Origin of the sequence: Dyella terrae (genome assembly GCF_022394535.1) — a bacterium.
Classification (GTDB): Bacteria; Pseudomonadota; Gammaproteobacteria; order Xanthomonadales; family Rhodanobacteraceae; genus Dyella.
Window position 1 is genome coordinate 2,305,594 of the sequence record NZ_CP089414.1, and the last position, 20,198, is coordinate 2,325,791.

The following is a 20,198-nucleotide window of genomic DNA, read 5'->3' on the forward strand; positions in this document are numbered from 1 at the left end:
AGGGGACTACCTTCGGGTCGCCCGTAGGGGAGAGGGAGTTAAAGGCTCACGTCCTGCCGGGCTCAGCTCGCAAGCTCAAGCAACTCGATCAATTCCGCCTCAATCCCTTCCAGATCCGGGATCACCGCGATGTCATCGCGCACCAGTACCTGCGCGCGTACACCTGGGGGGCAACGGCGCACCGTCATGCGTGGGAATGATCAGCTCGGCATTGAGCGTGGTCAGACGCGGAAAACCCTGGGTGACCACCGCGATGAACGGCAGATCCGCATGCCCGCCCAGCGCCTTCAGCACGGCCACGCGCACCGCCTGCTCGCTATCGCCCTCGCCGGCACCTGCCAGCGTATTGAACGACACCAGCGGCACACGCCAGCCACGCCACGCGATGCGACCCAGCAACCACGGCGGCGAACCTTCCATGGGTTCCGGCGCGGGCATGGTGATCACTTCGGCCACGGTGGCGTTGGGCAACAGCAGGCGCAGGTTGCCAACCGGCACCAATACGCAACGGATTTCACGTGGTAGTGGTAGATCACTCATCGCCGGCCCTCCATCAACGTCTCTTCCACCAGGCGCGCCGCCAACTCGGCTGGCGTACCCGAATAACTGTGCAGCCGCTCGGCCTCGATGCCGTGCACCATGTCCGCGAAGTGACCGTCGGAAGACTCAATCCAGACCTGGCCACCGCGATCATGGATCGCCTGGCAGCCACCGAGCGCATCGTTGGCTTGTCCCGCGAAGACGATAGCCTGTGCGCTGCGACCGAATACGTTGGCCGCCATGGTGAAGCTCGCGTCGATCGGCGAGCTGCGCATGTCATTGTTCTCCAGTGACTGCAACTCCACGCGCCCATCGCGATGGATGCGCGCCTGCTGTCCACCGGGGACAACCAGCACCTCACCCACGCGGGCCCGCACACCAGGGCCAGCGATACGCACGGGGAGGTCGCTATGGCGCGTCAACGTATCGGACAAGGCCTCAACCGACTTGCCGCCGAGATGCTGGACATGCAGCACCGCGATGCGCAGGTCCGTCGGCAACATCGACAGGAACGAGCACACCGCTTCCAGGCTATCTGCCGCGGCGCCCAGCACGAGCAGGCGACCGATCGCGCTATCCAGGTCGTCGAGCAACATCTCGGTGCCGGCGTCGTACTCCTTCGGCGCCAGGGCTTCTTCCATCGACACCAGTTCCAGCGCCGCTCCTGGCTCGATGATGGAGGCGTGTTCCTCGCCACCTTCCGGCGCCAGGAAATCTGCCGCGCTCAACTTCTCGACCCCGAACTCCTTCGGGTTCGCCGATGCGGGCGCAGGGGCCGCGACAGGCGCGTGCGCATCATCTTCGTCGACCAGGGACCAGCTCGACGCCAGATCCAGCACCGACGAGGACGATGGCTTCGCAGCATCTGCCGTCGCTGGCATGAACGAGTCGTCCAGTGGCGCCAGCGCGAGATGATCCAATTGGAACGAAGGCACCTGATGAGACACCGCTTCGTGGGTCAGCTCTTCAATGGGCGCAGGTCCCTGCGTAGCGAGCGTTTCCACGCCGAACCTACCGTCGTGCAACGGCGGTAGTTCGTCGGTGGCGTTGAATTTCAGGCCCGAGCCAAAGTCGTGATCGGGCGCGGTGGCCTCATGCGCGGTCGCGCCGAAGTTGCCATCGTGCAACGGCGGCAATTCGTCGTCAGCGCTGAACTTCAGGCCAGAGCCAAACTCGTCTTCCGTATCGAGCGGCAGATCGTCCAGCGCCGCAAAATCATCGGCATGCAAGGGCTCGCCGTGCTCCTGCTGCGGCGAATGCGATGCATGGGCTTCATCCGCTACCACGGGTTCGTCGGCGGCAAGCAAGGCTTCGAGCTCCGCTGCCAGCGATTCGGATTCCACCTCGGTCGCAGCGCTGACCTGCGGTGCCGCCGGCGCCACTTCCGTCGTATCTACAAGCGAGGTGAGATCCCACGCGGGCGCTTCGACGCCCATGGCGGCCACGCTTTCCACAGCCACAGGTGCGGCCACCTCGGGAACGGCCGGCGCGTCGAGCGGACGCGGCGGATCCAGATCCCCTTGGGCCATGACCTTCACGGCGAGATGGCGCGCCCAGCGCGCACGATCCCAACCGTCGAGGGAACGGCTAGCGGCGGCGTCGTTGAACACCACGCGCGGCCTGTCGCCATCGAGCACGTCGTAAAGGCGATCGAGGTCGTTCTCGGCGTCATCGTCCAGGTTCACCACCAGCACTTCCGCGCGGGTGGTGTCGAGCATCTGTTTGCTCAGGGTGGACAGGGCACCTTCGTGCACGATCCTCGCCCCACGCTCTCGCAGTGCCTCGCGCAGTTGGCCGCCGAGCTCCACGTCATCGAACAACAGGGCTACCGCAGTCGCCGTTTCAGCCATTGAGCGACTCCGTGGTGCGCTGCTCGAGCACCTCGCCGATCTGCATCAGCAGCTCGGCCTCCTGGTAAGGCTTGCCGAGGTAACGGTCCACGCCGATGTCGAACGCGCGCTGGCGATGCTTATCGCCGGTACGCGACGTGATCATGATGATCGGCACGTCGCGGAATCGCGAATCGGCCTTCATATGCGTGGCCAGCTCGTAACCGTCCATGCGCGGCATCTCGATGTCGAGCAGCATCAGGTCAGGCACGCGCTCGTGCAACTTCTCGAGTGCGTCCACGCCGTCCTTCGCCGTGGCGACTTCGTACTCGTGACGCTCCAGCACGCGGCCAGTCACCTTGCGCATGGTGATGGAGTCATCGACCACCATCACCAGCGGACGCACACGCGACTCTTCCACCACCGGCGTGGCCACCGCACTGAGGCCTTCGTCGAGTCGCGCCCGGCGACGGATCACACCGTGGCGTACCAGCGGGGCGAGATCGAGAATGATCAGCACGGAGCCGTCACCCATGATGGTCGCGCCGAGAATGCCGGGCACCGAGCTGATCTGTGGACCGACCGACTTCACCACGATTTCGCGCGAGCCGATGACGGCATCGATACGGATCGCACCGCGCAGGTCACCGGCGCGCGTCAGCAACAGGGGAATCTGTTCTTCATCACCGGCGTGGCTGGCCGTAATGCCCAGCAACCCCGACAGCTCGTGGATGTCGTAGCTCTCGCCGCCGTACAGGAAGGTCGGCTCCGGATCAGCCATGCGCTCGGCGAGTTCCGCCGGGCTAATACGCGCCACACCCTGCACCGAGGTCATCGGGATGGCGAAGGCAGACTCGCCGACGCGAACCAGGATGGCCTGCGTCACTGCCAGGGTGAACGGCAGACGCAGCACGAACGTGGTGCCCTGGCCTTCCTTCGATTCGATCGACAGCGCACCGCCGAGCTGCTTGATTTCGTTCGCCACCACGTCCATGCCCACGCCACGGCCAGCGAGCTGGGTCACGGTGCTGGCAGTGGAGAAGCCCGGCTGCGTGATGAGGGCGAGCACTTGGTCGTCGCTCAGGCGCGCATCGGCACGAACCAGACCGCGTTCCACGCCGCGTTTGCGGATGGCGTCGCGATCCAGACCGCGGCCATCGTCCGTCACGCGCACAACCACTTCGGTCGCTTCGCGCGCCACGCGGATGCGTACAGCGCCCTCTTCTGGCTTGCCTGCCTTGCGGCGATCAGCCGGCGATTCGATACCGTGCGCCACCGCGTTACGCAGCATGTGCTCAAACGGAGCCTTGATGCGGTCAAGCAGGTTGCGGTCCATTTCGCCGTGGGCGCCCTCCACGTAGAGCTGGGCACCCTTGCCTTCTTCCTGTGCGGCCTGACGCAGCGTGCGGCGCAGGTTCGGCACCATGGTGTCGAACGGCAGCATGCGCGTGCGCAACAGACCATCCTGCAGTTCGGAGCTCACGCGCGACTGCTGGATGAGCAAGGTTTCGGCCTGACGCGTCAGTTCGTCCAGCATGCCCTGGATGGACACAAGGTCGGATACCGACTCGGCCAGCGCACGCGAGTACTGCTGCAACTGCGAGAAGCGGTCGAGCTCGAGCGGATCGAACACCGCCATGCCCGCTTCGCGATGCTCGCGCTGGAAGCGCGCGATGATCTGCGCTTCCGTTTCGATTTCCAGCATACGCAGCTGGCCGCGCAGACGCTGCACGGTCTGGTCAAGCTCGACCAGGTTGAAGCGGTAGCCAGCCACCTGCTGTTCGAGGCGCGAACGGTAAATCGCAACCTCGCCTGCGTGATTCACCAGCGAGTCGAGCAGTTCGGCGCGAACGCGGATCTGTTCCTGCGGCGTGGACTGCGCTTCCTCGCGCTCCTCCGGCAGCAGTTCAGGCAGCGGCGCAGTACGTGGCACGAACGGCACCACGTTGGCGGCATCGGCCGGCGTGGGCGCGACATCGACACCGCCGCCAGCCATGGCCAGGAAGCGGTCGATGGTCGCCTGCGGATACGGCATCGCCCGGCCCTGCGAAACCAACTGCACGAGGCCGTGCAACTGATCGAAGCCCGTTTCCAGCGCGGCGATCAATTCGCCGGTGTGCGCCGAGTCTGCGTTTAGCGGCTTTTCCAGGGCGGTTTCGATGGCGTGCGTGAGGTCGCCCACGGCCATCAGGCCAGCGATGCGCGCACCACCCTTAAGGGTATGCAGGTCACGCTGGATCTCGGCCAGATGCTCAATGGCCGTCGGCTCGGCACGCCACTGGGCGAGCACGCCGTCAGAGTGATCGAGAATCTCGCGCGCTTCCTCGATAAAGATCTCCAGCAGATCCGGATCGATCTGGCCGTGCAGCAGAGAGGATTCGTCGAGCGAATCCACTTGCGCGGCGGCCTCCACGACTTCCGGCACATCGACCACCGGTTCAATGACTGGCGATGCCTCCACCGGAAGAGCCGGCTCGGCTGCTACCAGCGTTTCCAGCTCGATCTCTTCGTCCGACACATCGACGATCGGCGCTTCCAGCACGATCTCTTCATCCGGCACGTCGATGGCCGGCGCCTCCAGCTCGATCTCTTCGATCGGCAGCAGGTCGATGGGCGGCAGCGCGTCGATGGACACCGCGTGCTCGTCGTCCGTCGACGCAGCAACGTCGGGTACTTCGGTCTCTTCGATGAAGTGATGCGTCGTCGCTTCTGCTTCGACGACAGGTTGCGCTTCCTCGAGATTCACTTCATGCACAACGGCGTGTTCGGCCGGCGCGTCAGCTTCGTGCTCGACCGGGTCGATCTCCAGCGTCTCGGCTTCACCGATCAGCTCGGCATACAACTTGGCGAGTTCGTCGCTTTCGGCATCACCCTTCACCGGCGCGTGCGGCGGCGTATGCAACGACTGATTGGCGGCAGGCAGGTGCGCGTCGAGATCGTACTCACCCAAGGCGGCGAGCAGCTCGTCGGCATAGTCGTCCGTAGTGGCAACGACAGGCGGCACGGCGGGCTCGACAGGTTTGGACGCATCCGACAGTGCTTCGTCCAGCGACGCGCCAAACGATTCCTCGTGGGAAGCATCCGCCAGGTGCGCCGGAACCTCGTCCTGAAGATCGATCGGTGTTTCGAACAACACATGCGCGACTTTGGGTTCGGGCTGGCTGTCGCGCAGTTCGGTCAGGCGATGGATCAGGTCATCCAGGTCCGGCAACTGCGGCGACGGCACGTCGAACTGGTTCATCACATGGTCGACGGCGTCGGCGCTCTGGCTGAGCAGCAGCACGCCTTCCGGTGACAACGGCTGACCCGCGGCACGCAGGCGCTTGAGCAGGCTTTCCAGCGGTGACAAAAGCTGCGTCAACACCGGAATGTCGACCATGGCGATGGCGCCATGCAGCGTGTGCACTGCACGCAACAGGCTGTCTTCCACGCGCAGCTCACCATCGACCCGGTTGATCGCGGTGCGGATTGTGGCCAGATACTGCGCTACTTCACTACGCAGGATTTCCAGCAGCACCGGATCGATCGGCGGCATCACCGGCGCTTCGAAGAAGACGTGCTCAGGCGTAGGTGCGAGCACCTCGGCATGGGTTGTTTCGATGTCGGCCAGCGTCGCAGCGGGAATCGCTTCGGCGGCCACGTTCGCGCGCGGCACGCGACGACGGACGATGCGGCGCACGGTTTCGGTAGCACCCGTGGTGGGCACATCGGCCAGACGCGCATCAGCCTGATTGGCCGCCAGGCGCTCGGCGATCTCCATGATCGCGGCAACCGGCGCCGTGACCGCACCCTCGCCCATCAACGCGGCGCGGAACTGCGGCAGGACGTCGATGGCGGCGGAAACGACCTCTTGCACGCCCTCGTTCGGCGGGACCGACTGGTCCAGCACCCGGTTGAGCATGTTCTCCACCTTCCAGGCGAACTCGCCCAGCAGGGTGGCGCCGACCAAGCGACCAGAACCCTTGAGCGTATGGAAGGAGCGACGAATCGACGTCAGCGCGTCGAGCTGCTGCGCGTCGGCCAGCCAGTTTTTGCGCGCGGCGTGCAGGCTGTCTATCTCTTCCTGCATTTCCTCCAGGAAAATGTCGCGGATGTCGTCGTCGATGCCGGCGGTGCTGGCTTGGAAGCCTGCCTCAACCGCGGAGGCGCCGGCGGCCGGCACTTCTTCGACGACTTCTTCCTCGATCTCGATCCAATCGTCTTCGCCGCTGCCCTCCACGGGCTCTTGCGGCGTGATATGCACGGTGTCAGCAAGGCGCAGGCCGGTGATCTCCTGCGGTTCGGGCTGCGGGGTTTCGCTATACCCCACGACCAGCCCGGTCAGGTCATCACCGTGTGCCACGCTGACGCTCTCGGACAGTTCCGGCTGGTTCGCGAGCGCAGCAGCGAGTGCAGCGTCGGCGGCGCGCGCCGCATGCTCCGGCGGCGTCTCATCCAGTTCGTCTTCGGACGGCGCGCGGACGGCCGGCGGCGGCCAGTAACCCAAGCTGCTGAGGCTGTGCTCGGCAACGTCCAGAATGTGTTCGAGCCCACCGCGATGTTCGCGCGCAGCCTCGAGGTAGTACTCCAACGCGGCCAGTGCATCGGCCAGGTGATCCATCTGCACCGAGCTGGGCACACGACGGTCGACCAGCAATTCGTTGCCGACGAAACGGCCGATGCCTTCGGCCAGTTCGGCCGGGCGCGGTGCGGACAACATGCGCAGGGCACCGGCGACTTCATCCATCAATTGGCCTACGTCGGCCAATTGATGCGACTGCCAACCGGATTCAACGTAGGCGACGATGGCGTCCTTCACCTTGCCGGTGTTGGCAGTCGCCTCGTGCATCAGCGTTGCGAGGATATGGCGTGCCTCGCTGCGGGGCAGCATGCCGGTCGGCGCTTCGCTGAGCGGCTCGCCGTCGGCGCCGAGGCTTTCGATGTGATCGTCCAGCGATGCTTCCACGTACAGCAGCGCACCGGCGACGTCGAGCAACAGCTCTTCATCGGGCGCGCGCACGCGGCTGACGATTTCGTCCAGCACCCGCCGCTGCTCGTTCACCACGCGACGCGGCACACCCAGCGCGAGCATGCCCAGCGTGTCACCGACGCGCTCGAGGATCTCAGTCTGGCTGGCCAGCTGTGCGGGATCAGGATGTGTCTGGCGCAAGAACAGATCGAGCGATTCCTTGACGCGTAGCAGGTCGTCCTTCAGCGCCTTTGCCACGGAGTCGAGCAAGGCTCGATTGTGGCCGGCCATGGAACCCCGTGCGTGCTCGACCTCGCTCTGCTCGGGCAGCAGCGCGTCGAGTGCGTAGGTCTGGCGCAACAGCTCCATGCGCGGGCTGCCCTGACGGACCTGACCCACGACGTAGAGCAGCTTGCGCGCAAGTTCGTCGGCATCGCCACCGCGAAGGTTGGCTTCACCGTGCTCAACCAACTGGCGCATGCTGCGATCGACTTTGCCGATCAACTGGCGCACTTCGCCGGTCTGGCCCTTCAACGCGCCCTGCTGCACACCTTCCAGCACACCGGCTGCGATCCACCACAGGCGACGGCCCGGGACGGTGTGGCAGCGCGCCGTGATGGCGTCCAGCGTCTGGACCATGCCCGCCAATTGCTGGTCACTGCTCTGGCCGCGGAACCACGACAGCAACTGCTGCTGGAAACGCAGGCGCAGCGTGGTGACTTCGCTACGCTGGCGTTCGCCGCTGACTTCCTGCAGCGTCGCCGGCGCCTGGGCCGGCAATGCGACCTCGAGGTTTGGCGTGAACAGCGCCGATTCGTGCAGCGCCTGCTGGCCGCGGCTCGAACGCAAGTCGTTGAGCAAGGGCAACAGCACCACCGGCACGTCGCGATGACCGCCGGAAAGGCGTTCCAGGTAGTCCGGCAGCTGCATCAGGCCGCGCATCAGCGCGGCATAAGCCTCCTCACGGTTGGCCACATGGTCTTCGAGTAGCGAGATGGCAAGTGTTTCCATCTCCTCCGTGACCATGGCAGCGCCGTAAAGCTCGACCATGCGCAGCGTGCCGTGCACCTGATGCAGGCTGTCCGCGCACGAGCGCATCGCATCCCGATCACCTGGGTTGTCGACATAGGACTCCAACGCCTGCCGGGCGAGGGCGAGCGTTTCATCCAGCTCGGGCTTGACCCACTGCAGGGTGGTGAAATCGATATGGTCTTGAAGTCTCATGCGCCCCTCTCAGCGGCCACGTAACGCTTTGTCACGCAACCATCGAGGTTGCTTCTGCAAAAAACGTTGTTAGCCAGCTTGTTCAACCCGGCAGCTTAAAGTGAGCCACCGAACGCCGCAGGTCACTCGCCAGCTGGGCCAGGTAACCGATCGAGTCGGCGGTCTGGCTCGCGCCTTGCGAGGTCTGCGAAGTAATTTCCTGGATCGCATTCATCGACACCGAAATATCGGTTGCCGCGGTCGACTGCTGACGCGCCTGGGTGGAGATGTTTTGAATCAGCGCCGACAAGTCATGCGACACGCGCTCGATGTCACCCAGCGCGCTGCCTGCGTCTTCCGCGAGGCGTGCACCGGCCACCACTTCCGCGGTGGTCTGTTCCATCGAGTTCACCGCTTCGTTGGTGTCGGACTGAATGGTCTGCACCAGCGTTTCGATTCGCTTTGTCGCGCTCGCGGAGCGTTCCGCGAGGCGCTGCACTTCGTCCGCCACGACCGCGAAGCCGCGACCCGCTTCACCCGCCGACGCCGCCTGGATGGCTGCGTTCAAGGCGAGGATGTTGGTCTGCTCGGCGATGTCGTTGATCAGTTCCACGATGGAGCCGATTTCCTGCGACGACTCGCCCAGGCGCTTGATGCGCTTGGACGTTTCCTGGATCTGGTCGCGGATGGAGTCCATGCCCGAGATCGTCTCGCGCACCACTTCCGCACCGCGCGATGCGATCTGCACCGAGCGTTCCGCCACGTCGGCCGATTCGGCGGAGTCCTTGGACACCGTGTCCATCAGGCTGGCGATCTGGTTGATCGCGGTGGTCGCCGTGCTGATGCGCTGCGCCTGATTCTGTGCCGACTCGGCCAGATGGCGTGCGGTGGTCTGCGTTTCCTGCGCCGAGGACGACACCTGCTCCGAGGTCTCGTTGATCGTCGTCACCAGGGTGCGCAACTCGTCGATGGCGTAGTTCACCGAGTCGGCGATGGCACCCGTAATGTCTTCGGTCACCGTCGTCTTGACGGTCAAGTCACCTTCGGCGAGCGAGCCCATTTCGTCCAGCAGGCGCATGATGGCCTCCTGGTTACGCTGGTTGAGTTCGGTCGATTCCTGGAAGCGGCGGCGTTGGTCGGCGATCAGCTGCACGATAAGGACGGCCAGGAAGGCGGCCGCGCCGATCGCACCGAGCACACCCCACCACAGGTTCGGGAACAAGCGGCGGGTCGGCAGCTTGCTGATCTGGTCAGCAAGCTCGTTCGCACGCAGCAGCACGTTCTGCGAATCCAGCGACGCCTGGTTGCCGGCGCGCTTCACGTCACTGAGGTTGCCGGCGGCGCCGACCAGCTTGCCGACAGGATCCTGCAGGCCATCCCACTGCGTCTGCATGTCGGCGAGGATCTTGCGCGCATTGGTATCACCCATGGCGCGCACGCCGACTTCGGTGTTGCCTTCGAGCAAGCCCTTGAGCACCGAACCGTAGAGCTGGCCGTCGCGGGCCAGGCCGTCGGCAGCCGGCTGCGAGGCGTCGCCACCTTGCAGCACTTCCTGCACTCGGCGAATCATTCGGTCAGCCAGCACCATCTGACGAGCGGAGGTGTAGGTCTGCTCAGCGCTGCCGCCGCGCTGCTGCAGGATGTTCACCACCTGCTCCATGCTGGAGTTCAGCAGGGGCAGTTCGCGACCCAGAGTGGAGGCGCGCTGCGCCGAATCCACCACCAGCGCCTTGTTCGAGAGGATCTTGCCGATATCCCCGTCGAGCTGACCCCAGGCATTGCTGAGCGCGCTGACGGCGCGGCCGGCGGGCGTGGCGTTGCTGTCGGCATAGGGCTTCATGCCGCCCTTCTCGTCGCCCTTGTTGAGGCGCTGAATAGCCGCGTCGATGGTGTTGCGGTTGGTTTCGAGCTCCTTGAAGGAGTCGACGTTACCGTCCGCCGCTTCCAGCGCGAGCTTTGCCGTCTGCTGTGACAACACCTGGATCTGAGTGGTCAGGCCCGTCGCCTGCGCGTCCTCGCGACCACGCAAGGTGAGCATGGCGAAGTCGACACCCGTGAAACCGAACGCAATGACCAGCGCAATGATGAGGCCTGTATAGCCCCGCTCTTTGCCCACGCCCCCTGTAGTGCTCATTTCGTTCACCTCGCCCTTCTACGCCTCGCCGCCCATGCCGGCGAAGGCGTCGGATCATCGCCCTGATTCCGGCCTTGAGCAGCGCCGGTCCTACTCGTGGTTCAACTGTTGCGCGTCAAGCCGCAGCCTGACGGAAATCCGGCGCACGAACCAGCTTGCCCATACTGAAGACAGCCAATCGCGAATCGCCTACGCGATCATCCACAAAACGTGCCAGGCGTGGATCGTCTTCCTGCTCGGCGTGACGACGCTGTTCCGCGTCGACCGTACGCTGGCCGAAAACTTCATCCACCATCAGTGCCACGCTGCCGGCACCCTGGCGCACGACGAGGAGTCGCGTGCGTTCGGTGGACTGCGTGCGTTCGCCAAACAGGAAACGTGCCAGGTCGATGACCGGCACCAAGTTGCCGCGCACGTTCGCCACGCCCAGCAGCCACGGTTGTGTACCCGGTACCTGCGTCAGCGAAGGGACCGCCAGCAGTTCGCTGATCTCGTCGATGCCGCTGACGAACAGGCGACTGCCCGCGCGATAGCCGATACCGCGCCACAGGCCGGGAGCTTCCAGCTTTTCCGGCGTGTCGGAGGCGTGCACAAGCGAAAGACGCTCGTAACGGGCCAGGATTTCAAACGGCGAGAGCGACGCGGTCTGGCTCATCGTCACCTCACGCTGCGTTGGGCAGCAAGTCGTTGATGCAGGCCAGCAAGTCTTTCTCGTTGACAGGCTTAGTGATGAAGGCACGCGCACCTTGGCGCAGCCCCCACACACGGTCCGTCTCCATCGACTTGGTGGTGATCATGACAATCGGGATACCCGACGTCATCGGGTCACGCGTAAGCGTGCGGGTGGCCTGGAAGCCGTTCATGCCCGGCATGATGACATCCATGATGACCAAATCAGGCTTGAGCTCGCGCACGCGCTCAATGCCGTCTTCGGCGTTGCCGATGGAATCGACCTGATAGCCCGCGCGTTCGAGCAGCGTGGTGAACACGCGCACGTCCGTCGGCGAATCGTCGATGATGAGAATATTGGCCACAGGCCCCCCTCAGATCCTGTAGTCGTCGGGCTTAAACCGTAACGACATGTCGATGGATTGCACCAAGCAGTTCGTCCCGGGTGAACGGCTTGGTCAAATATTGTTCCGCGCCCACGATGCGGCCGCGCGCCTTGTCGAACAGCCCGTCTTTCGAACTGAGCATGATGACGGGCGTGCCCCGGAACTGCGGGTTGTTCTTGATCAGCGCGCACGTCTGATAGCCGTCGAGACGCGGCATCATGATGTCGACAAAGATGATCGCGGGCTTCTGGTCGGAGATTTTCGCGAGCGCCTCGAAACCGTCCACAGCCGTAAGCACGTCGCAACCTTCTTTCTTGAGCAAGGTTTCGGCGGTACGGCGGATGGTTTTCGAGTCGTCGATAACCATGACCTTGAGGCCGGCCAGGCCATTTCCATTCATATTCAAGTTCACAACACCCCCCCTGCGACCCGCCCCTGGCTCAGGTAAACCATGCGACCGCCAACCATTGGGCTAGCGGTCCCATATTAGATACAAAACCGCACGTCGAGGACGACGTACGGCGATCGTTCAGCTGGCAGGCACTCGTGCGTTGCTGTTTACCGCCTGCCCGACGTGCCGTCAAGCTGAAATCTCACGTATAGCGTTCTACGTCATTGAATCGAACGCTTTGCCTCCTTCGGCGGCCGACATCGGGGCTTATCGGCGACGTTTCCCTATGGAGACAATCCCGTCCTTCCGGCACCTTCAAGAGGGAGCTTGATCACCGGAACGATCAACGCCATTTCCCACCATCGGACGACATACACTGCCACACCGCCGCCCAAGCAACACCGGGCGCGGATAGTGAAGACGCTCTACTACCGGAGAATGACGATGACCCTCAAGGTCGCCGTACTAATGGACCCGATCGGCTCAATCAAGATCGCCAAGGACACCACGTTCGCCATGCTGCTGGAGGCCCAGCGGCGCGGCCATCACCTGTTCTACATGGAACAGGGCGATCTGGCCGCTCGCAGCGGCGAACCCTGGGCGCGCCTGGCGCCGCTGTCCGTGCGGGACGATCCCTCCGGTTGGTTCGTTCTCGGGGAGCCCGAATGGCGAGACTTACGCCAGATGGACGTGGTGTTGCTGCGCAAGGATCCGCCGGTCGACTCGCAATTTATCTACGACACCATGGTGGCCGAGCTGGCTGAACGCGCCGGCGTGACCGTGGTGAACCGCCCCGAGGCCCTGCGCGACTGCAACGAGAAGCTGTTCGCCATGCACTTCCCGCAGTGCATGGCCCCTACCCTGGTGACCCGCGATGCCGCCGAGCTGCGCGCCTTCGTCGCCACCCACGGTGAGGTAGTGCTCAAGCCGCTGGACGGCATGGGCGGGCGCGGCATCTTCCGCGTAAAGGCAGGGGACAACAACCTGAACTCCATGCTGGAAACGCTGATTGCCGCTGGCCCCAAGGGTGAGCACAAGCAGTTCACCATGGTGCAGAAGTTCATCCCGGAGATCACAGCCGGCGACAAGCGCATCCTGGTGGTGGACGGTGAGCCCGTGCCGTACGCGCTCGCCCGCATCCCGCAAGGCAGCGATTTCCGCGGCAACCTGGCGGCGGGCGGACGGGGCGTGGGCGTGCCGCTCAGCGAGCGCGACCGCTGGATCGTCTCCCAGGTAGCGCCGGAACTGCGCCGCCGCGGCCTGCTGTTCGTCGGCCTGGACGTGATCGGTGACTACCTCACCGAGATCAACGTCACATCACCGACATGCGTGCGCGAACTGGATGCCCAATTCGGGCTTAATATTGCGGGTCAGCTCTTCGACGTCGTTGAGCAGAAACGAACCGAGACCCGCGCTGCGTGAGCCAACCTGCTGTCCGCACCAGCGCCGACATGTTCGGCGCCACGATGCTTTTCTCGCTATTGCTGCACGGCGTGGTGATCCTTGGCATCACCTTCACCTACGTGAAGGCCAAGCCGAGCCTGCCCACGCTCGACGTGACGTTGGTCGACGTGGCCAATCGCGAGTCGCCAGACAAGGCGGACTTCCTCGCCCAGGCCAACAACAGTGGCGGCGGTGAAAGCGATAAGGCCGCCCGCCCGTCCCAGCCGGTGTCCGGCGTGCTGCCCCGTCCGTCCAACGGTGTGGCGCCGCAGCCCGTTCAAGCCAGCGCACCGCGCCCGCAAGAAGCCACCGACGACAAGCTACTCACCACGACCGGCAACAGCCATTACAGCGTCAGCACCGACAGCGCGAAGCTAGAGCGGACACCGCAGGATCTTCCCGACTCTTCCGAGGAGGTGAAGCGGCAGCAGGAGATGGCCCAGCTGGCCGCCGAAGTGCGCGACCGGAGCGAGCAATACGCCAAGCGCCCTAAGAAGAAGTTCATCTCATCCAACACCAAGGAGTACGTCTACGCGGCGTACATGCGCGGCTGGGTGGACCGGGTGGAGCGCGTCGGCAACCTCAACTATCCCAACGAAGCACGCCGCCGCGGCCTTCACGGCGACGTGCTGATGACGGTGACGCTCAACCGCGACGGTTCCGTGAAGAGCATCGAGGTGGTGCAAAGCTCAGGCCAACCGCTGCTGGACGCCGCCGCGCAACGCATCGTGCGCCTTGCCGCACCGTTCCCGGCGCTGCCGTCGGATAAGGAGCGGTTCGATGAGTTGAACATCACGCGGACCTGGCAGTTCATGCCCAACGACACACTGCACAGCCGTTGAGCCATCGGTGAACCAAGCGCACACGGAAAGACTGCAGCAAAGTCACGGCCCCTCGACGATCCCCAGCGGGTCTTAACCCGGCCTGCATCCGCGCGGGCAAGCAATGCCGGCTGGGCTTACAATGCACCCATGCCCGCTTTCTGCTCCCAACCGTCATCCCTCGCCGGTCAATTTCTGATCGCCATGCCCAGCTTGGCCGAGCCACCGTTCTCCCGCGGCGTGGCCTTCATCTGCCAGCACGACGAGGACGGCGCCGTCGGCTTGTTGGTGAACCAGCTTTCCGAATACCGCCTAGGCGACGTGCTCGACCAGATGAAACTGGAATGCAGCGACCTCGAATTGGCGGATGCGCCGGTGCTGATCGGTGGCCCGGTACAACAGGAACGCGGCTTCGTGCTGCACCGTGAACCCGGCCACTGGGAATCGAGCTATCGGATCAACGGCGAATGGTCGGTGACCACCTCGCGCGACATCCTCATTGCCATGGCCCACGGCGAAGGCCCGCGCCTTGCCGTGATGGCGCTGGGCTACGCCGGCTGGAGCGCCGGCCAGCTTGAGCAGGAACTGAAGGACAATACCTGGCTCACTGTCGAAGCCAACGAACGCGTGGTGTTCCATACACCGCTGGAGGAGCGCTGGAGCGCCGCCGCGGGCCTCGTGGGCGTCGACCCGCTGCAATTACCCGGCTACGCAGGGCACGCATGAGCTGTGTGTTTGGCTTCGATGTCGGTAGCCGCCTGATCGGTGTGGCCGTCGGCAATCGCATCACGGGCAGCGCGCGTGGGCTGGCGGCCATCGCCGTCCGCGATGGCGATCCCGACTGGTCGAAGCTCGACGCGCTGCGCAAGGAATGGTTGCCCGAAACCCTGGTGGTCGGCTTGCCCCTGACACTCGACGGCGAAGAGCAGCCAGCCAGCAAGGGCGCCCGTCGCTTTGCCAACAAGGTCAGCCAACGCTACAACCTGCCGGTGATGCTCACCGACGAGCGCTACAGCTCGCAGGAGGCCGCACAACGCTTCGCCGGCGCGCGTGCTGCAGGCCTGAAGAAAAAGCGCGATGCTGCCACGATCGATGCCGAAGCCGCTGCCGTGATCCTGGAACGGTGGCTGGCCTCTCCCGATACCACCGGACCCTAAGAACGGACTTCCGCCCGCCATGAGCTCTCGCTTGCGCCACCTCACCACCCTGGAACACCTGCCTCGCGAGAGCATCGAGCGCCTGCTCGACCGTGCGGAGACCATGCGCGACGGATGCGCCCACGGCACGCGCAAGCTGGAGCTGCTCAACGGCCGCACCATCCTCAACCTGTTCTTCGAGCCGTCCACGCGTACGCGCACCTCGTTCGAGCTGGCCGCGCGACGCCTTGGCGCCGACGTCATCAACTTCGACATCGGCTTCTCCTCCACCAGCAAGGGCGAGGCGCTGTTCGACACGCTGCACACGCTGGAGGCGATGCACATGGACGCCATCGTCGTACGCCACAAGGTGTCAGGTACGCCGGAAGAACTGGTACGCCATGCCATGAGCGGCGTTTCCGTGATCAATGCCGGCGACGGCAACCGCGCCCACCCCACCCAGGGCCTGCTCGATGTGCTGACCATTCGCCAGCATCGCCCGGACTTCAGCCAGCTCACCGTAGTCATCTGTGGCGATGTAAAGCACTCGCGTGTAGCCCGTTCGGACGTGCATGCACTCAAGGCGATGGGCACGAAGGAGATCCGCCTGTGTTCGCCGCAGGCCTTGATGCCTGACGCCGCTGAATTCCCCGGCTGCGTGCTCACCGACGATTTCGATGCCGCCGTGGAAGGTGCCGACGTGGTCATCACGCTGCGCCTTCAGAAGGAGCGCATGGCCGCCACCGACCTGCCGGACGAGACGGCCTACTTCAATCGCTACGGCCTGGATAACCGCCGCCTGGCACGCGCCGCCAAGGGCGCCCTGGTGATGCATCCGGGCCCGCTCAACCGCGGCATCGAGATTGCCCCGGAAGTGGCCGACGGCCCGCAGTCGCGCATCCTTGAACAGGTCGGCAACGGCGTCTTCGTGCGCATGGCGGTGCTCGCCGAGGTACTGGGTCGCTAAGCTCGACCTGCCAGGCCCTGCCCCCAGCCACGGCCGACCGGCCGTGGCTCACCGCGATATGTCACAAATAAAGGCATAATGCGCGGCGCAACATCACCTCACTCAAGGGATTAGACATGCGATCGACGAAGCGCATTGCCGCGCTAGGCCTTGCTGGCGTCCTGCTGGCTGCATGCCATCACAAGGACAAGGACGCCCCCCTCGCTTTCGTACCGGCAGACACGCCGTACGTGGTGGCCAACCTCGACGTGCTCGACGACGACACGCGCAAGGCGCTGCTCACCCAGGCCGATGCCCAACTGCCGTCGGAACTGACCCAGCTGCGCTCCGCCGCCGACGACATGGCGGAAAAAGACCCCGACCTGTCCCGTCTGCTCAAGGCCATCATCGCCGAGCTGGACGGCAAGACCATTGAGCAGTTCGCGCAGAATGCCGGCCTGAACATCAAGGGACGCTCGGCCTTCTACGGCCTTGGCCTCTCCCCGGTGGCTCGCTTCGAACTGACCGACTCGAAGGCTTTCGATGCCTTCGTCGGCCGCCTTGAGGCTGCCTACGGTAAGCCGTTCGACACCGCGACCGTCGGCGGACAGAGCTACCGCAAGCACCTCTCCGCCGATGCCGGTGTGCAGATCGTGCTGGCCGAAGTCGGCAAGCAGGCCGTAGCGGCCGTGCTGCCGGCCGACGCGCCGGAAGCTACCCTGCGCCTGGCCTTCGGCATCGACCGTCCGGAAAAGAACATCCAGGACGACGGTCGCCTCGACAAGCTTGCCAAGGCTAAGGACTACCAGCCATGGGCCATCGGCCAAGTGGATCTGGCGCGTCTGCTGCCGCTGGCCGCCAGCGGCAAGGACCCGTTGTTCAACGCACTGATCAAAGCACGCGCCGAAACGGAAGCGGCCAAGACTGGCGAGCCCGTGGCCAACCAGCTGAAGGTCTCGCCGGCGTGCGAAGCCGATGCCACCCGTATCGCCTCGCGCGTGCCCTCGATCAGCTTCGGCTACACCAAGCTCGACGAGAAGCACCAGGACATCCGCTGGGACGTCGCGCTGGCTGACGACATCACCAAGGCCTTCAGCGGCATGAAGGTGGAACTGCCCGGCCTCGGCGCCGCCGGCACCGCGCCGTTCGACATCAGCGTCGCCGTGCCGATCGCTCAGCTGCGCCCCTTCTGGAGCGCACAGGCCGACGCCGTCGCCGCCAAGCCGTTCACCTGCCCGACGCTCACCGAGCTCAACGAAGGCTTCGCCAAGATCGGCCTGATGTCGCAGCAGGCCGCCGTGCCGCCGATCGGCGACCTGCTCGGTCTGCGCGTAGCGCTGGATAGCTTCGACGCCGGCAGCAACGACACCATGCCGAAGTTCAGCGGCCGCATCCTGATCGGCACCTCCAACCCCGCCGGCCTCATCGCGATGGCGCAGATGGCATCGTCGGGCCTGCAGCAACTCAAGCTCACGCCGGATGGCAAGCCGGTGGCGCTGCCGCCCGAACTGACCGCCCCGCTGGGTGCGCCGGTATGGGCCGCGATGGGTCCGAAATCGCTGGCGCTGGCCGTAGGCCAAGGCGAAGAAGTGAAGATGGGTGAACTGCTCAACGCCGCCGGCGGCGACGCAGGCCGCCTGGGCCGACTGAGCCTGAGCGGTGAGATGTACCAGGCCTGGGTCAAGGCCATGGCACAGAAGGCCGAGCACATCGCCGAACTCACGGCTGAAGCACAGGCGGATGATCCGCAGGCACAGGCCACCGCCAAGGCGACGGCCGAGCGCTCGAAGGCACAGTTCGAGTCGATGGAAACGCAGGCCGCGCGCATCAAGTCGCTCAACGGCGACCTGCGCATGACCAACGATGGCGTGGTGATCACCAGCCAGACTGAACTGAAGTAAGTCGTCCACCTACGGTGGAAACGAAAACGGGGCGCCTTGGGTGCCCCGTTTTTTTTGCTGGCTGATTGTCAGCTCAAATGGAGAGCGCAGCGCGCCGCTGTTGCCGCACGATGCTTAGTCCCAACGCAACCGCCAGCAGCAGTACGACCACCACGAAAATCGCCAGGCCCAGGTGCTCGCCCTGCATGCCCTGTTCGAAACCGGCCGGCAACGTATCGCCCTGACTCACTTCCATGGCCGACATACCGGTGTAGTGCATACCGCAGACCGCAACGCCCATCACCAGCGCACTGCCCAGCATCTGCAGCTTGCCGCGCAGATTGAAGGCCAGCCATAGCGCGGCCATCGACGCCACGATGGCGATGCCTACCGACAAGGCCACGATGCCGCCGTCGTAGGACACCTGCGCCGAGGACAGCATGGCCGTCATGCCCAGATAGTGCATACCCGCCACCCCCAGGCCCATGAGCACGCCGGCGAACAGCAGGTTGATGAAACGGAATGCGCCACTACCGACGATCGCCAGCCCCAACGAGCACGCGACGATCGCCAGCACCGCCGAGATCGTCGTCAACAGCACGTCGTACGTCACCTGCGTGCCCATATTGCAGGCGAGCATGGCGATGAAGTGCATGGCCCAGATAGCGCCGCCACCCATCGCCGCCCCGGCGGCAAGGATGGCCCCCCAACGCTGCTTTTCGTTCTGTGCCGATGGAATACCCAAGGCAAACTGAAGTGCCGTGAACGACCCCAGCACTGATACGGCATACGACAAACCGACCAGCACCCCGTTGTAATGCTGATGCATGTCTTGCATGAAGTTTTCCCCCTTCGTTGGCTACGGACACCCAGCGACCCACGCCGTACTCCGCCGGCGACGATCAGTGGGATATGTCGAACACGCACATGGATGCACCATGGCTGTGGCAACTGGTCTCGCGTGCGAACACCGAGCGCGCGTCGACGGATTCGGCGAGCAGGCCTTCAATGAATCCGCAGAAGAAACGCCCACCGGAGGTACCACCCGGCTGACAAAGTGGGCACCCGCGGACATGCAGCTGATTCTCTTGATGCTCGACCGTGACCAAGACGCGCATGGCAGGCAAGGCAATGCGACGTATGGCATCGACCAGCCCCAGCTTTGCGCCAAGCGCGAAGTCGCGCTTGTAGACCCAGGCGCCGGTACGTCGCCCCGCGAGGTAAAGCGAGGCATCGCGCGCTTCGGCCGCAACGGCGTAGTCGAGGTTGATCAGCCAGGGAAAAATGCGCGGATAGTCCTTGGCGAGGCTGGGCAGCATGCGCTCGACACGCCCCACATCAGCGCCAGCGGCGATAGGCGCGCTATCCGGTGGAGCCGCAGGACGTGGAATGCTGGCGGGTGCCACATGGGGTGCTGGCGCGGCGCGGACCACAGGCGGGGCCACCACGGCATGCGGCGGCGGCGCCTCCATAAGCTGTGGCCGCAGCGATTCGAAACTGAGTACGCGTGGATGCGTGCCCAGTGCCTCCTCCAATGCCAATTGCCGCTCGTCCGGCCCGCGCAGCACTAACGTGAGGCAGGCGCCGTGCGCCTCCTGCACCAGTCGCTGACGGATAAGTACGTGTCCGTACTCGGTGACCAGGCGCCCGAGCTCTACCAGGAGCCCTTCTCTACGCTCGGATACGACCCTTACTTCCAACTCGGCCATGATTCCCCCCGAAATCAAGCCAGCACAGGCTGTGCTTCGCTGCCTAAATTTGCCGTATAGCCGTCTATTTCACAAGACGCTTCGTCGCCCCTCGGACGTGGCACGCAGACTAGCCAGCCGTTTGTATCGAAAGCGTCTACGCACGAGTGGACGAGAAAGCAGG

15 protein-coding genes are annotated in these 20,198 nt (G+C 64.5%); 6 read left to right on the forward strand and 9 right to left on the reverse strand.

What is annotated here, in order from left to right; genetic code table 11:
* Positions 1-132: 132 nt before the first annotated feature.
* From DYST_RS09915 to pilG, 7 genes are all read right to left on the reverse strand, one after another.
* On the reverse strand, positions 133-540 hold the full coding sequence (locus DYST_RS09915) for a chemotaxis protein CheW (RefSeq protein WP_239951623.1): 408 nt from the start codon (positions 538-540) through the stop codon (positions 133-135).
* The gene (locus tag DYST_RS09920) at positions 537-2,390 is read right to left on the reverse strand and encodes a chemotaxis protein CheB (protein ID WP_239951625.1); all 1,854 of its coding nucleotides are present in this window, start codon (positions 2,388-2,390) and stop codon (positions 537-539) included. The genes DYST_RS09915 and DYST_RS09920 overlap by 4 nt, the downstream gene beginning before the upstream one ends.
* On the reverse strand, positions 2,383-8,541 hold the full coding sequence (locus DYST_RS09925; protein ID WP_239951627.1) for an Hpt domain-containing protein: 6,159 nt from the start codon (positions 8,539-8,541) through the stop codon (positions 2,383-2,385). The genes DYST_RS09920 and DYST_RS09925 overlap by 8 nt, the downstream gene beginning before the upstream one ends.
* A gap of 82 nt (positions 8,542-8,623) precedes the next feature.
* The gene (locus tag DYST_RS09930; protein WP_239951629.1) at positions 8,624-10,654 is read right to left on the reverse strand and encodes a methyl-accepting chemotaxis protein; all 2,031 of its coding nucleotides are present in this window, start codon (positions 10,652-10,654) and stop codon (positions 8,624-8,626) included.
* A 115-nt stretch (positions 10,655-10,769) separates the two neighbouring features.
* Complete coding sequence (locus DYST_RS09935) at positions 10,770-11,309, reverse strand: chemotaxis protein CheW (RefSeq protein WP_102302114.1); 540 nt, start codon at positions 11,307-11,309, stop codon at positions 10,770-10,772.
* A 7-nt stretch (positions 11,310-11,316) separates the two neighbouring features.
* On the reverse strand, positions 11,317-11,688 hold the full coding sequence (locus DYST_RS09940; protein WP_102302113.1) for a response regulator: 372 nt from the start codon (positions 11,686-11,688) through the stop codon (positions 11,317-11,319).
* A gap of 31 nt (positions 11,689-11,719) precedes the next feature.
* On the reverse strand, positions 11,720-12,109 hold the full coding sequence (pilG, locus tag DYST_RS09945; RefSeq protein ID WP_102302112.1) for a twitching motility response regulator PilG: 390 nt from the start codon (positions 12,107-12,109) through the stop codon (positions 11,720-11,722).
* A 435-nt stretch (positions 12,110-12,544) separates the two neighbouring features.
* Between pilG and gshB the strand changes: the two genes are divergently transcribed.
* The 6 genes from gshB (at position 12,545) to DYST_RS09975 (ending at position 18,347) form a co-directional block, all read left to right on the forward strand.
* Positions 12,545-13,522, forward strand: a complete 978-nt coding sequence (gene gshB / locus DYST_RS09950) for a glutathione synthase (RefSeq protein WP_102302111.1) — start codon at positions 12,545-12,547, stop codon at positions 13,520-13,522.
* Positions 13,519-14,385 carry an energy transducer TonB gene (locus DYST_RS09955; protein ID WP_233202322.1) on the forward strand — a complete coding sequence of 289 codons (867 nt, stop codon included), beginning with the start codon at positions 13,519-13,521 and terminating at the stop codon, positions 14,383-14,385. Before gshB ends, DYST_RS09955 begins: the two co-directional genes overlap by 4 nt.
* A gap of 129 nt (positions 14,386-14,514) precedes the next feature.
* Complete coding sequence (locus DYST_RS09960; RefSeq protein WP_102302110.1) at positions 14,515-15,090, forward strand: YqgE/AlgH family protein; 576 nt, start codon at positions 14,515-14,517, stop codon at positions 15,088-15,090.
* Positions 15,087-15,521: a Holliday junction resolvase RuvX gene (gene ruvX, locus DYST_RS09965; RefSeq protein ID WP_102302109.1), complete on the forward strand. Its 435-nt coding sequence runs from the start codon at positions 15,087-15,089 to the stop codon at positions 15,519-15,521. Before DYST_RS09960 ends, ruvX begins: the two co-directional genes overlap by 4 nt.
* 19 nt (positions 15,522-15,540) lie before the next feature.
* The gene (locus tag DYST_RS09970) at positions 15,541-16,467 is read left to right on the forward strand and encodes an aspartate carbamoyltransferase catalytic subunit (RefSeq protein WP_102302108.1); all 927 of its coding nucleotides are present in this window, start codon (positions 15,541-15,543) and stop codon (positions 16,465-16,467) included.
* Positions 16,468-16,583: 116 nt separating this feature from the next.
* A complete protein-coding gene (locus DYST_RS09975; RefSeq protein WP_102302107.1) occupies positions 16,584-18,347 on the forward strand; it encodes a hypothetical protein in 1,764 nt (587 codons plus the stop codon).
* A 73-nt stretch (positions 18,348-18,420) separates the two neighbouring features.
* Here the strand turns inward: DYST_RS09975 and DYST_RS09980 are convergent, their stop codons facing one another.
* Together DYST_RS09980 and DYST_RS09985 are read right to left on the reverse strand one after the other, a co-directional pair.
* Entirely contained in the window at positions 18,421-19,164 is a 744-nt protein-coding gene (locus DYST_RS09980) for an MHYT domain-containing protein (protein WP_239951631.1), read from the reverse strand.
* Positions 19,165-19,228: 64 nt separating this feature from the next.
* Positions 19,229-20,035 carry a hypothetical protein gene (locus tag DYST_RS09985; RefSeq protein ID WP_239951633.1) on the reverse strand — a complete coding sequence of 269 codons (807 nt, stop codon included), beginning with the start codon at positions 20,033-20,035 and terminating at the stop codon, positions 19,229-19,231.
* Positions 20,036-20,198 lie beyond the last annotated feature (163 nt).